Origin of the sequence: Mesorhizobium sp. NPDC059025, from assembly GCF_042739655.1 — a bacterium.
Taxonomy (GTDB): Bacteria; Pseudomonadota; Alphaproteobacteria; order Rhizobiales; family Rhizobiaceae; genus Mesorhizobium.
On record NZ_JBHYIM010000006.1, the window covers coordinates 259,949 to 274,328 of the forward strand.

A 14,380-nucleotide genomic window follows, 5' to 3' on the forward strand; every position below is an offset into this window, starting at 1 on the left:
TGGGAGACACCCGCTGATGGCCGTTGCCGCGCCCTATTCGCTGCGCCGCCGGCTGTTGTTCTGGCTGCTCGTGCCGCTGATCGCGATCGGGCTGATCGCCCTGCTCGACACCTGGCGCGAGGCGATCGGAACGGCAAATGCAGCGTCGGACCGCGTGCTTGCCGGTTCGGCGCTGGCCATTGCCGAGCGTGTTGTTGTCTCCGAAGAGGGTATCCTCGAAGTCGATATCCCCTATGTGGCGCTGGAAATGCTGACGTCGGCTGCACAGGATCGGGTCTTCTACCGTGTCGACGGCCCGCCCGGTACGTTCATCACCGGTTACGAAACGCTGCCGACGATGCCCGCGCCTCCGCCGGAAAAAGCACAGTTTTCCGATGCGACCTTTCGCGGTGAACCGATCCGGCTGGCAGCACTTGCCCGCTCCGCCTCGACCGGTGTCGATTCCATTCCCTTTGTGGTCACCGTTGCCGAAACCACGATTGCACGAACCCAACTCGCCCAGACCATCCTGCTGCACTCGGCCCTGCGGCTGACGGTGCTGATCGGTGGCGCCGCCCTGATCGCGTGGTTCGCCGTCAACGCCTCGCTGCAGCCGCTCTACCGGCTGAGGGCGGCAATCGCCGAACGCAGCCCCGACGACCTTCACCCCATCGACGATCGGGTGCCGGGTGAGGTGCGAGGGCTGGTCGAAACGGTGAATTCCTTCATGGTGCGATTGGGCGCTGCCCTGTCTGGCCTGCGCAACTTCACCGGCAATGCCAGCCACCAGTTGCGTACGCCGATGACCATCGTGCGCACGCAGCTAGCGCTCGCCGGCCGCGCAAGATCGCTAGAAGAAGCCAAGTCTGCCGCGCAGACCGCCGACGCAGCGATTGTGCGCGCAGAACATGTCCTGTCGCAGTTGCTTCTGCTGGCACGCATCGAGGCTGCTGCGTCGGACGGTGTGGATACAAAATCGGTCGACCTTGCCGCGATCGCCATGGAGAGCGTCGCCGACCGCGTGATGAAGGCAAACGCTGCCGGTGCCGACCTCGGCTTCGAGGGTGGCGACCCTGTCCTGATCCGGGGAGAAGCTTTGCTCATCGGCGAACTGGTCGGCAATCTCGTCGACAACGCCATCGCCTATGCCGGCGGCGGGGCGGAAATCACCGTGCGTGTATCGGGCGGGCGAGAAGCAGTGCTGGAGGTCGAGGACAATGGTCCCGGCATCGCGCCAAACAAACTCGCGGCAGTGCGGGCGCGATTCTCGCGCGGTGCGGGCGCCGACAAGCCCGGCAGCGGGCTCGGGCTGCCCATCGTCGAAGAAATCGCCGAGCTGTTCGGCGGCAAACTTACCCTCGCGGTCGGTGCGGGCGCCCGTGGACTCAGGGCGCTGGTCGCGTTCCCGCCTCTTGACCCTCCGACCGCAGCCGCACTAAGCGAAGGACAATTCCCCACGAAGGACCGCCCAGCATGACAGTTTCGCGCGCATTGTCGGATGCTTTCATTCCCGAACTGCCGAACTACTACCGTGGCAAGGTGCGCGACAACTACGACCTGCCCGACGGTCGCCGCATCATCGTTGCCACGGATCGCCTCAGCGCCTTCGACGTCATCCTGACCTCGATCCCCTTCAAGGGGCAGGTGCTCACGCAAACGGCGCGATACTGGTTCGAGGAAACCGCCGACATCTGTCCAAATCATGTGCTCGACTATCCCGACCCCAACGTCGTTGTGGGCACGCGGCTCGACATCCTGCCGGTGGAAATCGTGGTGCGCGGCTATCTGGCCGGCAGCACCGGCACATCGATCCTGACCAAGTACCGCAATGGCGAGCGCGACATGTACGGCATGCGCCTGCCGGACGGGATGCGCGACAACGAAAGGCTGCCCAATCCGATCATTACGCCGACCAGCAAGGCCTTCGACGGTGGTCACGACGAGCCGCTGTCGGGCACCGATATCCTTGCCAAGCGCCTGCTCAGCGAGGAGCAGTGGGGCACGGTTTCCAACTATGCGCTGGCCCTGTTCGCTCGCGGCCAGGCGCGCGCCGCCGAACGCGGTCTGATCCTCGTCGACACCAAATACGAGTTCGGCGTCGACCGCGATGGCCGCATCGTGCTCGCGGACGAAGTCCATACCCCGGACTCGAGCCGCTACTGGCTGGCCGAGAGCTATGCCGAAAGCTTCGAGGCTGGAGAACGGCCGCGCAGTTTCGACAAGGATTTCGTGCGCGCCTGGGTGACCGCGCGCTGCGATCCCTACAAGGATGTCATCCCCGACATCCCGGCCGATCTCATCGAGCAGACCTCGCACATCTATGTGCAGGCCTATGAGGCGATCACCGGCAACACGTTTGTTGCCGACCTTTCCGAGGGAAGCGTGCTGGAGCGGCTGCGAAAAAATCTCAGGCCGTATTTCTAGAGCGGTTCCGGTCCTCACGGAAACCGGTCGCTATCTCACATCCTGCGAAACGTGAGGTAGGCGGTGCGACGTCCCTCGCGGATCGCCTTGGCTTCATAACGCGTGCTTTCCCAGCCGGGATAAGGCGTATGCCAATCGGCCGCCTCTTGCGCCTGCCACTCGAAGGCCGGATGCGCGCGGCAATGCTGCAGGGTCCAGTTGACATAGGTGTCGATGTCGGACGCGAAGCAGAACCTGCCGCCCGGCTTCAACGCACGCGCGAAACGGTCGAGGTTGACCGGGTTCACGAAGCGCCGCTTCCAGTGCCGTTTCTTGGGCCACGGATCCGGATAAAGCAGGTCGATCCAGTCGAGCGAGGCTTCCGGCAGCCAGTCGAGCAGCAGAGCCGCGTCGTCATCGAAGACTCGAAGATTGCTCGCCGGCGCTTTCACCAGCGCCATCATCATCTTGGCCATGCCGTTGATGAAGGGTTCAGCGCCGATGAAGCCAGTGTCAGAATGCGTCAGTGTTTCCTGACGCAGATGCTCGCCGCCGCCGAAACCGATTTCGAGCCTGATGGAAGAAACGGGAGCCTCGAAGAGGCTTCCCAGTTGCTTTGGTGCGGGCTGCGCCAGGTCGAGCCGGTAGCGCTTGAGACCCACCTCAAGCGCCGTGGCTTGCGCCGGGCGGATGGTCTTGCCCTTTCGCCGGCCGAAGAAAGCCTCGCTCAACCGGCTGCGCCTGCCCTGCTCTTCCATGGCCGCGTCCGCCGTCAGGCGGCCACGGCGTCCTTGAGCGCCTTGGCGAGATCGGTCTTCTCCCAGGAGAAGGAACCGTCACGGCCCGCCTTGCGGCCGAAATGGCCGTAAGACGAGGTCTTGGCATAGATCGGCTTGTTGAGGTCGAGATGCCGGCGGATACCCGAGGGCGAGAGGTCCATCACCTTGCGCAGTGCGTCTTCCAGCCTGGCCTCGTCGACGGAACCGGTGCCATGCAGATCGACATAGACCGACAGCGGCTGGGCCACGCCGATGGCGTAGGAAAGCTGGATGGTGCAGCGATCCGCCAGCTTTGCCGCCACGACGTTCTTGGCAAGGTAGCGCGCGGCATAAGCAGCCGAGCGGTCGACCTTGGTGGTATCCTTGCCGGAGAAGGCGCCGCCGCCATGGGGAGCAGCACCGCCGTAGGTATCGACGATGATCTTGCGGCCGGTAAGGCCGGCGTCACCATCGGGACCGCCGATTACGAACTTGCCGGTCGGATTGATATACCAGTTGCAGTCGTTCGCGATCTTCAATTCGCCCAGCGCCTCGCGGATATAGGGCTCCACGACCTTGCGAACCTTCTTGGAATCCCAGCTCTCCTCGAGATGCTGGGTGGAGAGCACGATCTGCGTGACTTCGGCGGCCTTGCCGTCGACATACTTCACCGTGACCTGGCTCTTGGCATCCGGACCGAGGCGGCCGGCGTCGCCATGGTTCTTGTGACGGGCGTCAGCCAGCAGTTCGAGGATCTTGTGGCTGTAGTAGATCGGCGCCGGCATCAGGTCCGGCGTCTCGCGGCATGCGTAACCAAACATGATGCCCTGGTCGCCGGCACCTTCCTCGCCCTGGCGATCGGCGGCGTTGTCAACGCCCTGGCCGATATCAGGCGACTGGCCGTGCAGCAGCACATCGATCTTGGCAGTCTTCCAGTGGAAACCCGATTGCTCGTAGCCGATGGCGCGAATGGCCTTGCGTGCAACGGACTTGAACTTGGAGGGATTGACGACCGGATGGCCGGCGGCATCCTTGACGACATTGCCCGCCTTGTCCTTCTTCAGCAGCGTCTCGGGCACACGCACTTCACCGGCAATGACGACGCGGTTGGTTGTGGCGAGCGTTTCGCAGGCGACGCGGACCTTCCACGGGTCCATGCCCGTTTTCTTGGCTTCGCGGTAGACGAGGTCGACAATTTCGTCGGAGATGCGATCGCACACCTTATCGGGGTGGCCCTCGGAAACGGATTCCGATGTGAAGAGATAATTCTGCCGTGACACGGGTGATCCCTCTAGAAAGCAATCGGCAGACTGCCGATCTGGCGGGCCACGTGTTAGCGGGGCCGCGCCAGACTCGTCAAGATGATTGCAGGGTAACGGATATCAAAGGCCGGCACGGGAATGGAACAAAATACCCGAGACTGCCGGATAATGAGTGAAGCCGACCGTCGCGCCTGCAACAGCGGAAAATCGCCCGCTGGATTAGCCCGCCTCGTCGCCGGCGAGCGACTTGACCAGATCGATGATCCGCCGGCGAACCTTCGGATCGGCGACCTTCACGAATGCACGGTTGAGCTGAAGCCCTTCCGGGGTGGAGCAGAATTCCGCAGCCAGAGCCATGGCATTGTCCTCCGCGAAACCGCTGCGCGTGGCACCATCCTGTCCCGGGGCGTCTTCGAAAAAGAAGGAAACGGGCACGCTCAGGATCGAAGCGATGGCCTGCAGACGGCTGGCACCGACACGATTGGTGCCCTTCTCGTATTTCTGAATTTGCTGAAAAGTTATTCCGAGGTTCTCGCCAAGTTTTTCCTGGCTCATTCCCAACATGTTACGCCGAAGTCTGATGCGGCTGCCGACATGAGTGTCAATTGGGTTTGGTTTTTTCTTGTTTTCTTCTACCATCTTGTCCTCGCCGAATTCTTCCGGCTTCTTGTGTTTTTTGACGCCTAACCTCTGACCAGAGCTCCCACCTCACCGAAAAGCAACAGCGTGCGAAAGATGCCAACCGCTCCATAATGGATTTCTAAAATACTGGCTGTCAATTCGCCGGTAGCTTGTGCCTTACCGAAAAGACGAAAGCAATCAGGGCGAGGGCGAGCATAATCAGATATCCGTTAACGCGCCGTTGGCCGGTCGAAACGACATCGGATACCGATGCGACAGGGATGCTCAGGTCGATGGTGTCGCGCGCATTGATTGCCAGTGCGTCGAGGATTCGGCCGCGCGCATCCACGGCTGCGGAGATGCCATTGTTAGCCGCACGTAACAGAGGCATTCCATTTTCCACTGCGCGTATCTGTGCCTGACGGAAATGCTGGTAAGGGCCGGGTGTATCGCCAAACCACGCATCGTTGGTGAGGTTCACAATAAGCTGACTTGACGCAGCGTCAACTGACACTTCCTCAGGAAAAATGACTTCGTAGCAAATGAATGGCAGCCCCCGGATCGCGCCGGGCAGCAAAATCGGGTGCCGGTCGTTTCCGGCGGAGAACATTGTCGGGCCGGCAACCAGCTGTTCTACGCCGACACGTCGCAAAAGATCGGCGAAAGGCAGATATTCGCCGAACGGCACGAGATGGATCTTGTCGAACGCGTCGGCGATCTCGCCCTTGTCGTTGATGGCAACCACCGAGTTGTAGTAGCGCGCGCCGGCATCGGCAGACGCCCCTTCTTCCCGCACCGCTCCGGCAATCAGCATCTGACCGTCGGCCAGCATATCGCCGAGCGCCGTCAAGGCATCCGGCCGCTCGGTAAACAGGAAGGGCACCGAGGTTTCCGGCCACAGGATCAGCTGAGGCTTTTTCTTGCCGGGCTCGGGCGTTTTCGATGACATGCCAAGCAAGGTCGCAAAGATACGATCACGTACCGAGGCGTCCCATTTCTCCCGCATGTCGATCGACGGCTGGACAATGCGAATGTCGACCGTCTTGTCCGCCAGGACTGGCGTCGTAAGCCGCAGATAACCAAAACCGACATGCGCGCAGACCAGGGCCGACGCCAGGACCGCGCCCACGGCAAGGTTACGCCGCCCAACCAGGAGCGCGGGCATGGCAAAGACGAAGACGGCAAGCGCGTTCATGCCGTTCATGCCGAGTGCCGACACGCTCTGCATCAGCAAGGGAACCGGCATGGCCGCATAGCCGACCGCATTCCAGGGAAAACCGGTCAGGACAAAGCCGCGCAGCCATTCCGCCAAGGCAAAAGCAAAAGCAAGCGCTGCAATACGGCCCAGGCCGCTGCTCCACAGCAGCCGGGCAACAGCGGTGGCGAAACCATAGAAGAAGGCCAGCAGGAGCGGGATGCCGACCACGGCGAAGGGCAGCGCCCAGGCATAGTCATCGGCTTCCACCAGCAGCGCCTGCCCGATCCACCACAAGCCAGCCAGAAAGTAACCGAAACCGAACCACCAGCCGACGGCGAATGCCGGCCGCAGTCGCCTCAGGATGCCGCCAGACACCTCGCCCGTGGTGCCATCGATCAACCAGACCAGAACCGGAAAGGAAATGAAGCAGACGGCGAAAAAATCGTATGGAGCCTGACCGAAAACCGCCAGCGCGCCGGCTAGAAAGGCCGCCAGCGCGCGTCGCCAACCCCAGAGCAGAACTATCCGGCCGGCGAGGCGCTCCATGCATTTTTCCGAGTCGCGAGAATCATGGCGGAAGATGTATCAGGCCATGCTCCGCGCTCCAAATGCCGACATGGTGAGCACCAGGCCGGTTACCCGCTCTCGTTTCAGGCCGATTTCAGCGCCAACCGTTCGGCCGGCTCGACCAGTTCGGCGAGCTGCCTGGCAACCGTGCCCCAACCGTCGTGGAAACCCATCTGTTCATGCATGTCGCGCTCAGACCTGCTCTTGTGCATGACGTGAGCCGCGTAATCCGTGCCTTGCGGATGGTCGCGCATTGTGATGATCGCAGTCATGAAAGGCTGGTCGGCGGGGCGCCAGCCGCCGGTAAGCGTGTTGGTGAAGACGATGCGCTCCTGCGCGTCGATGGCCAGGAAGCAGGCATCGAGATGCGGCTGGTACGGACCACCGTCCTCGCTGATGTGCGTGACGAGCGCGCCGCCTGGGCGAAGTTCCATCTTCTCGACCTTGCATTTGGCCGGCGTCGGGATCCACCAGCGCGCGAAGCTTGCCGGGTCGGTCCATGCGTTCCAGATGGCGGATCGCGGCGCCCTGATGAGGCGCGACAAGGTCAGGTCCGTATCGGGATTCACGGTCTCGGTCATTCCGGATTCTCCTTGTTCTGTTCGGCGAGGACGAAACGCTCCAGGCGGTCGTTGCGGCCTTCCCAGACCGCGCGCTGCGCTGACAGCCAGGTTTCGATCATCGCGAACTGCTTGGTTTCAATGGCGCAGGTGCGCACACGGCCCTGTTTCTGCGTGCGGATCAGGCCGCTGCCTTCGAGAAAGTGGATGTGCTTCATGAATGATGGCAGCGCCATGTCGAACGGCCTGGCGAGATCGCTGATGCTGGACGGTCCCTTGCCGAGCTCCGTCAGCACCGCCCGCCGCGTCGGGTCGGCCAGTGCCTGGAAAATTCCGTCCAGATGTGTCGAATACTGATCCATAAGGCTAAGTATCAGCTCAAAACACTTAGCACAAGAGCTAACTATAAAAACTTGCGGAAGTTTAGGCCTGCTCGGCGCGCGCGCGGCGGCGGCGCTCGATCGCCTTCTGGCTTTCGATGATGCGGACGCGCTTCACGCGGCGCGGATCGGCATCGAGAATGTGAAACTCGAAGCCGGGGATGGCCTGGACCACCTCGCCCCGCGCCGGTACCCGGCCCAGCGTGTTGAAGATCATGCCGCCGATCGTGTCGACCGACTCGCCATGTTCGCCGGCGGCGAAATGCTCGCCGATCATCTTGGCGACGTCATCGATTTCCGCCTTGCCATCGACCACGTAGATGCCGTCGCCGGCCTGGGTGATCATCGGCTCGTCATCATCGTGCTCGTCCTCGATGTCGCCGACGACCATCTCGACGATGTCTTCCAGCGAAGCGAGGCCGTCTGTGCCGCCATACTCATCGATGACCAGCGCCATCTGCGTCCGCGCCGCCTGCATGCGGCCCATCAGGTCCGAAGCCAGCATCGAGGGCGGCACGAACAGCACCGGCCGGATCAGGCTGAGATCGCCGATGGTGCGGGCAAGATCGACCTGGGTAAGGTCGAGCAGCGCCGCGGCGGGCGTCTTGCGGCTGGCGCGGCCCGGCTTCTTGACCCGGGCAAGACGCGTGATGTGGGCGAGCACGTCGCGGATGTGAACCATGCCGCGCGGATCATCCAGCGTCTCGAAATAGACCGGCATGCGGGAATGCCCGGACTGTTCGAACAACACCAGCAGGTCGCCCAGCGTCGTGCCGATCTCAACAGCCTGGATGTCGGCTCGTGGCACCATCACGTCTTCGACACGAACTTCGCGCAGGCGCAGGATGTTGTTGAGCATCGCCCGTTCGCCGGGCGAGAAGGATTCCGTGCCGGACTCGGTTTCGGCAAGCGCGTCGGCGATTTCCTCGCGCAGCGAGGTCCCGTTGCGCTGGCGGAAGAGACCCAGGACACGCTCGAACAGGGAGGGACCGGCAGAAGAAGGCTCGCTCGCTACACTGCCGGAGCTGGTACTCGGACTGGGCGTTTCTTCCGTCTTTCCGGAAGCCTTTAAGGCACTGCCGGCGTCCGTGGGGGCGGCAGTCTCTGATTTCTCGTTCATCGTCGTCCGGTCAATTGAATGTTTAGTTACGCATAAGGATCGGGAATGGCAAGTCTCGCCAGCGCCGCGCGCTCGACCGCTTCCATCTCCTCGGCCTCGTCATCGGTCTCGTGATCATAACCCAGCAGGTGCAACAGGCCATGGATCAGCAGATGGCTGACATGGTTCTCGACTGGCTTTTTCTCCTCCGCCGCCTCGCGTGCCACCGTCTCGGCAGCCAATACGATATCACCGAGCATCGGCGGCAGTCGGCCCCCCTTGGCCGGAGGAAAAGCCGGGAAGGACAGCACGTTGGTGGGTTTGTCCTTGCCGCGCCATTCCGCGTTCAGCGTCCGGATGGCGGCGTCATCGGTGAAGACGACGCTGAGTTCAGACGTTCCCGCCAGCTTGAGTTCGGCAAAGGCAGCAGCCGCGGCGCGCTCGACAAGGCCAAGCAATTTTGCCTCGGCTGGCCAAGCGCCAGCCTCGACCATGAGATCGATGTCGAGTGGCAGTTCAGGCAACGTCATCGAGCCCTGTGCTGACAGGCAGGCATACTGAAAGGATCAGTTATCCGCCCCCAGACCGCGGGAAACCTTGCCGTCGCGGTCATACGCGCGGACGATCTCTCCAACCAGCGGGTGACGCACGACGTCGCCATCGGCGAAACGCACCGTCACGATGCCCGGGACCCCGTCGAGGACGCGCAACGCTTCCACGAGGCCCGACTTGGTGTTGGGCGGCAGGTCGATCTGGGTCGGATCGCCTGTGATGATCATGCGTGAATTCTCGCCCAGACGCGTCAGGAACATCTTCATCTGCATCTGGGTGGTGTTCTGCGCCTCGTCGAGGATGACGGCGGCATGCGCCAGCGTGCGTCCGCGCATGAAGGCCAGCGGCGCGATCTCGATGACGCCCGCGCCGATGGCACGCTCGACCTTGTCGCCCGGCATCATATCGTAAAGGGCGTCGTAAAGCGGGCGCAGATAAGGATCGACCTTTTCCTTCATGTCGCCGGGCAGGAAGCCGAGCCGCTCGCCCGCCTCGACCGCAGGACGCGACAGGATGATGCGCTCGACCATGCCACGCTCCAGCAGCATCGCGGCATGCGCGACCGCCAGATAGGTCTTGCCGGTACCGGCCGGGCCGATGCCAAAGACCAGTTCCGAGCGCTCCAGGGCGCGCATGTAGGCGTCCTGGTTCAAGGAACGGGCATAGATGGTCTTCTTGCGAGTCGATATCTGTGCGGCGGACACCTTGCCCTTGCGCTCCATCGTCGGCAGCACCAGCTGGTCATCGGCGGCAACCGCCATGCGCACGGCGCCATCAACGTCCGACTGGGCGATATCGGCGCCCTTCTGCAGGATATCGTAGAGATTGTCCAAGGCACGACGCGCCTGTTCGGCGGCGGTCGAAGAACCCTTGATGGTGAGCTGGTTACCGCGCGAACGGATGTCGACGCCGAGCTTCTGCTCCAGCCGCGCCAAATTCTCATCGAACTGGCCGTAAAGCGCACTGGCCAGCTTGTTGTTGTCGAAAGTCAGAACGATATGCGCCATATCCGAGGCCCCGGATGCAGTGCTTGGGGGCGCGTTCTTCAGTTCAGTGGCGCTCAAACGTCTCTCCTCATCTGACACGTCATTCAGACCCGCAACTCAGATAGGCTCGGCGTACAGGCTGTTGAAGCCCGGACGCGTGATTCGCACCTCAATAATGTCACCGATTTCGCCGACCTTTTCATCAACAATCACCGGCTGCAGCCACGGTGAGCGTCCGACTTTCTGGCCGGCCTGGCGGCCGGGCTTCTCGATCAGCGTCGTCATGGTGCGCCCGACCATCGACGCCGTGAAAGCCTGCTGCTGTTCAACCAGCAGTGCCTGCAGCGCATGCAGGCGCTCGTCCTTCAGCGGTTCCGGCACATGGTCTTCCATTTCGGCTCCCGGCGTGCCGGGACGCGGCGAATATTTGAACGAGAATGCGGACGCATAGCCCACCTCCCGCACCAGCCGCATCGTGTCTTCGAAATCGGCATCCGTCTCACCGGGAAAACCGACAATGAAATCGCCCGACATCGCAATGTCCGAGCGCGCGGCGCGGACGCGATCGATCAGACGCAGATAATCCTCCGCCTTGTGGCGGCGGTTCATCGCCTTGAGGATGCGGTCGGAACCCGACTGCACCGGCAGATGCAGATAGGGCATCAGGCTCGGCAGGTCGCGATGCGCGGCAATCAGCTCATCATCCATGTCGCGCGGATGGCTGGTGGTGTAGCGCAGCCGGGCGATGCCGGGAATTTCAGCCAGGCGATAGAGCAGCCGCCCCAGCCCCCACTCGGCACCATCAGGCCCTGCCCCGTGCCAGGCATTCACGTTCTGACCAAGCAGCGTCACTTCGCGCACGCCGGCCTCGGCCAGCCGCTCGGCCTCGGCGATGATCTGGGCGACAGGCCGCGACACTTCCGAGCCGCGCGTATAGGGCACGACACAGAAGGTGCAGAATTTGTCGCAGCCTTCCTGCACGGTGAGAAAGGCTGCCACGCCGCGCTTGGCGACCTGTGCGCGCTTTGGCTGCGGCAGGTGCTCGAACTTGTCCTCGAGCGCATATTCGGTTTCGACCACCCGGCCGCCATTGCGGACACGCGCCAGCACATCCGGCAGGCGATGATAGGTCTGCGGACCGATCACCAGATCGACGGCCGGAGCACGGCGGATGATCTCACGGCCCTCGGCCTGGGCGACACAGCCGGCAACACCGATCAGCATCTCGCGGCCGGCCGCCGCCTTTTCCGCCTTCAGTTCGCGAATGCGGCCGAGCTCGGAATAAACCTTCTCGGCAGCCCTCTCGCGGATGTGGCAGGTGTTGAGCAACACCAGGTCTGCATCTTCGATGACGCTGGTCTCAGCGTAGCCGTCAGCCGCCAGCGCATCGGTCATGCGCTGCGAGTCATAGACATTCATCTGACAGCCATAGGTCTTGACGAAGACCTTCTTCGGCTGAGGGGTGTCGACACCCTTGTCCGGGTTCGGCGAAAGCGTTTCCAGTTCCATGCGGCGGCTTCACGAGCGGGTTGCAAACGGCAACCCGCTCTATCTCCTTGTTTTGACGCAATTCCGGACGGAAAACCGCTACGCACTTTTCCTGGAATTGCTCTAACGCTTTTCGATGCTGAAAAACAGCCGTTTCCGGCGAACAGCACTACTTCGCAGGTTCGCTGAGCGCTGCCTGCATCATCCCGCGCACCTGCGCTTCGACGACACGCGCCGTTTCCTTGCGGTTGGACTGCTTGGAGAATGCCACTGGTTCGCCGAAATGCACCTCGACGTCGAGACCGCCCTCGGCAAGCAGGGTCATGAGATGCGGGCCCAGATCCTGGTCGCCGATCCAGGAAGCGACCGGCCGCCAGCGTCGGCCGAGCGGCACGCCATGCAGGCGGGTGTAGGCGATCGCCACCGGCTGGATGAACACCTCGTCGGCCGCTCCTTCGGCAATCGCCATGGACGCGGCGCCAAACAGCGTGGTCTTGAAAGGCAGCACCATATTGCCGTCGCCGGTGGTGCCCTCCGCGAACAGCACCATGGCGTCACCCTTGGCCAGCCGGGCCGCGATCTCGTTGGCCTGATCGCCGGAGGTGCGTTTGCGCTCGCGTTCGATGAAAACGGTGCGCTGCAGCTTCGACAGCTTTCCGATCGCCGGCCAGTTCACCATATCGGCGCGGGCAATGAACTTCACATCGACCAGCGAGCCGAGGACGAGGATATCCGTCCACGAAATATGATTGGAGGCGACCAGCAGCGGCCGCTGGTTGGACAAAGTGCCGTGGACATGGACGCGAAGGCCAAGGGCGCGCGCCACGGCGCGGTGCCAGACCTTCAGGATAACGGTTTCCGGCCACCATCCCGTCTTCATCGAGATGAGCTGCAGCGGCACCAGCACGGCGGTTGCCAGCACGACGTAAACGAAAGCCAGAAGCGTCCTGATTTTTCCGACCATCACGTCCCCGAATGCAGCGTAGTCGGGCTAGCGGAGATCGCGGCGCATGACAAGCGCGCCGGTGGGACCATGTTCGGGAGAGCGATAATAATTCGGCCGCTTGCCGACTTCGCGAAAACCGAGCCGGCGGTAGAGGGTCAGTGCCGCAACGTTGGTTTCGTCGACTTCCAGGAACAGCGCCTCGGCGCGTTCGCCGTGCAGGCTGCGCAGCACCGCATCCATCAATTGCCAGCCGAGCCCTTGCCTGCGATGCGTGCGCGCGACCGCCACGGTCAGGATTTCGCCCTCGCCCGCGGCAAGCCTGGCCAGCACGAAACCGACCGGCGGCTCGGCACCATGGCCGACCTCACGGGCGGCGAAGCCGAAAACCGTATCCTGGCCGAGCAGCGTGGCGAATTCACCATCGGTCCATGGCCGCACGAAATCCTCGTGATGCAGCGACGACACGGCAGCGGCATCCGCAACGGTCAACGGCTCGAGTGCATATTCGCGGCGCGGCGAAAAAAACGGAATGCGCATCACCCGGCCCTCGGCAACACAAAACCGGCCTGCGGCTTGGCGTCCGCATCGCGCAGATAGACCGGCCTGGGCTTTTCTCCCGGCCCCTTCGAAGCCGCCAGACGCGCATAGGTGGCGATATCGGCAGTGGCGACAGGGGGACCAAAATCGAACCTGCCACCGGCAGCGGCGGCAACCACCTCGGCGGCCGTGCCGGCAAGCACTGCCGCATTCTGCTCAGCCATGTCGGAGGCTTCCTCCAGCGTGGCGATGGCGGGGCCGTAGACTGCGGCACCGTCAGTGCCGAACAATGCGGCATGGATTTCGCCGCGCCCGCCGTCGAGCACGGCCAGCACGGAGCGGCCGGGAAAGGCTGACGCCGCTTCCGCCGCCAGCGCTTCCAGCGTCGTGACGCCGATCGCGGGAATCTTCAATGCGAGCGCCAGACCGCGCGCGGTGGAAACGCCGACGCGGATACCGGTGAAGGAACCGGGCCCGGTGGAGATGGCGATGGCGCCGAGATCAGCGAAGGTGATGCCAGCTTCGTCCAGTGCCCTGTCGATGACCGCCAGCAGATGTTCAGCATGGCCCTTGCCGAGGTCGAGGACATGCCGACCCAGGATACGGCCCGTCGCCGTGTCATAGACGCAGGCGGCACACAGGTTGGCGGAGCAATCGATGGCGAGCAGTTTCATGTCAGCTTCGCGTAACCGATCGCCGCGCCGGCTACAAGCCGCGTGAGGATTTCAGCTTATCGGTGCTTCGATTTGGGCGTGCGAATGCCATTCGTTGCCGACATTGATTGGTGCGTCCTTCGAGGCTCGCCCGCGTGACTTTTTGGCATCATTCCGAAGCGTTGCGGGGGCTCGCACCTCAGGATGAGGACCGTTGTGCAGTTTCGAGACCTGGACGTCTCAGAATTTGGCCGGGATCATGCGACGGCCCTCATCCTGAGGTGCGAGCCCGCAAGACATTTGTAGGGCGGCAAAACCCAGGTGGGCGAGCCTCGAAGGACGCACCTCCAGCGAAGCGATGGCGAAGCGCGGCGACCAGTGCCACCAAGCC

Annotated in this window: 15 protein-coding genes; 2 read left to right on the forward strand and 13 right to left on the reverse strand. The window is 62.8% G+C overall.

Going from position 1 to position 14,380, the window contains the following annotated elements; genetic code table 11:
* Positions 1-16: 16 nt before the first annotated feature.
* Positions 17-1,456, forward strand: a complete 1,440-nt coding sequence (locus ACFWYE_RS16805) for a sensor histidine kinase N-terminal domain-containing protein (RefSeq protein ID WP_379112875.1) — start codon at positions 17-19, stop codon at positions 1,454-1,456.
* Positions 1,453-2,403 carry a phosphoribosylaminoimidazolesuccinocarboxamide synthase gene (locus ACFWYE_RS16810; protein ID WP_379112877.1) on the forward strand — a complete coding sequence of 317 codons (951 nt, stop codon included), beginning with the start codon at positions 1,453-1,455 and terminating at the stop codon, positions 2,401-2,403. The genes ACFWYE_RS16805 and ACFWYE_RS16810 overlap by 4 nt, the downstream gene beginning before the upstream one ends.
* A gap of 35 nt (positions 2,404-2,438) precedes the next feature.
* Here ACFWYE_RS16810 and ACFWYE_RS16815 read toward each other — a convergent pair whose 3' ends face one another.
* From ACFWYE_RS16815 to tsaB, 13 genes are all read right to left on the reverse strand, one after another.
* Positions 2,439-3,140, reverse strand: coding sequence for a tRNA (guanine(46)-N(7))-methyltransferase TrmB (locus ACFWYE_RS16815; RefSeq protein WP_379112880.1), 702 nt, complete (start codon positions 3,138-3,140; stop codon positions 2,439-2,441).
* A gap of 14 nt (positions 3,141-3,154) precedes the next feature.
* Positions 3,155-4,420, reverse strand: a complete 1,266-nt coding sequence (metK, locus tag ACFWYE_RS16820; RefSeq protein ID WP_144223311.1) for a methionine adenosyltransferase — start codon at positions 4,418-4,420, stop codon at positions 3,155-3,157.
* 201 nt (positions 4,421-4,621) lie between these two features.
* Positions 4,622-5,041 carry a helix-turn-helix domain-containing protein gene (locus tag ACFWYE_RS16825; protein ID WP_379061713.1) on the reverse strand — a complete coding sequence of 140 codons (420 nt, stop codon included), beginning with the start codon at positions 5,039-5,041 and terminating at the stop codon, positions 4,622-4,624.
* Between the two features lie 136 nt (positions 5,042-5,177).
* Complete coding sequence (gene lnt / locus ACFWYE_RS16830; protein ID WP_379112883.1) at positions 5,178-6,767, reverse strand: apolipoprotein N-acyltransferase; 1,590 nt, start codon at positions 6,765-6,767, stop codon at positions 5,178-5,180.
* 104 nt (positions 6,768-6,871) lie between these two features.
* Positions 6,872-7,369, reverse strand: coding sequence for an SRPBCC family protein (locus tag ACFWYE_RS16835; protein WP_379112885.1), 498 nt, complete (start codon positions 7,367-7,369; stop codon positions 6,872-6,874).
* Entirely contained in the window at positions 7,366-7,710 is a 345-nt protein-coding gene (locus ACFWYE_RS16840; protein WP_379061719.1) for an ArsR/SmtB family transcription factor, read from the reverse strand. The genes ACFWYE_RS16835 and ACFWYE_RS16840 overlap by 4 nt, the downstream gene beginning before the upstream one ends.
* Before the next feature lie 61 nt (positions 7,711-7,771).
* Positions 7,772-8,848 carry a hemolysin family protein gene (locus tag ACFWYE_RS16845; protein WP_379112888.1) on the reverse strand — a complete coding sequence of 359 codons (1,077 nt, stop codon included), beginning with the start codon at positions 8,846-8,848 and terminating at the stop codon, positions 7,772-7,774.
* Between the two features lie 26 nt (positions 8,849-8,874).
* Positions 8,875-9,357, reverse strand: a complete 483-nt coding sequence (ybeY, locus tag ACFWYE_RS16850; protein WP_379061724.1) for an rRNA maturation RNase YbeY — start codon at positions 9,355-9,357, stop codon at positions 8,875-8,877.
* 36 nt (positions 9,358-9,393) lie between these two features.
* Positions 9,394-10,386 (reverse strand): PhoH family protein, encoded by a 993-nt coding sequence (locus tag ACFWYE_RS16855; protein WP_379073136.1) that lies wholly within the window; start codon positions 10,384-10,386, stop codon positions 9,394-9,396.
* 96 nt (positions 10,387-10,482) lie between these two features.
* Positions 10,483-11,874 (reverse strand): tRNA (N6-isopentenyl adenosine(37)-C2)-methylthiotransferase MiaB, encoded by a 1,392-nt coding sequence (miaB, locus tag ACFWYE_RS16860; RefSeq protein WP_379061726.1) that lies wholly within the window; start codon positions 11,872-11,874, stop codon positions 10,483-10,485.
* A 148-nt stretch (positions 11,875-12,022) separates the two neighbouring features.
* On the reverse strand, positions 12,023-12,817 hold the full coding sequence (locus tag ACFWYE_RS16865) for a lysophospholipid acyltransferase family protein (protein ID WP_379061729.1): 795 nt from the start codon (positions 12,815-12,817) through the stop codon (positions 12,023-12,025).
* 27 nt (positions 12,818-12,844) lie between these two features.
* Positions 12,845-13,336, reverse strand: coding sequence for a GNAT family N-acetyltransferase (locus ACFWYE_RS16870; protein ID WP_379061731.1), 492 nt, complete (start codon positions 13,334-13,336; stop codon positions 12,845-12,847).
* Complete coding sequence (gene tsaB / locus ACFWYE_RS16875; protein ID WP_379112890.1) at positions 13,336-14,010, reverse strand: tRNA (adenosine(37)-N6)-threonylcarbamoyltransferase complex dimerization subunit type 1 TsaB; 675 nt, start codon at positions 14,008-14,010, stop codon at positions 13,336-13,338. The genes ACFWYE_RS16870 and tsaB overlap by 1 nt, the downstream gene beginning before the upstream one ends.
* Between the last annotated feature and the right edge of the window lie 370 nt (positions 14,011-14,380).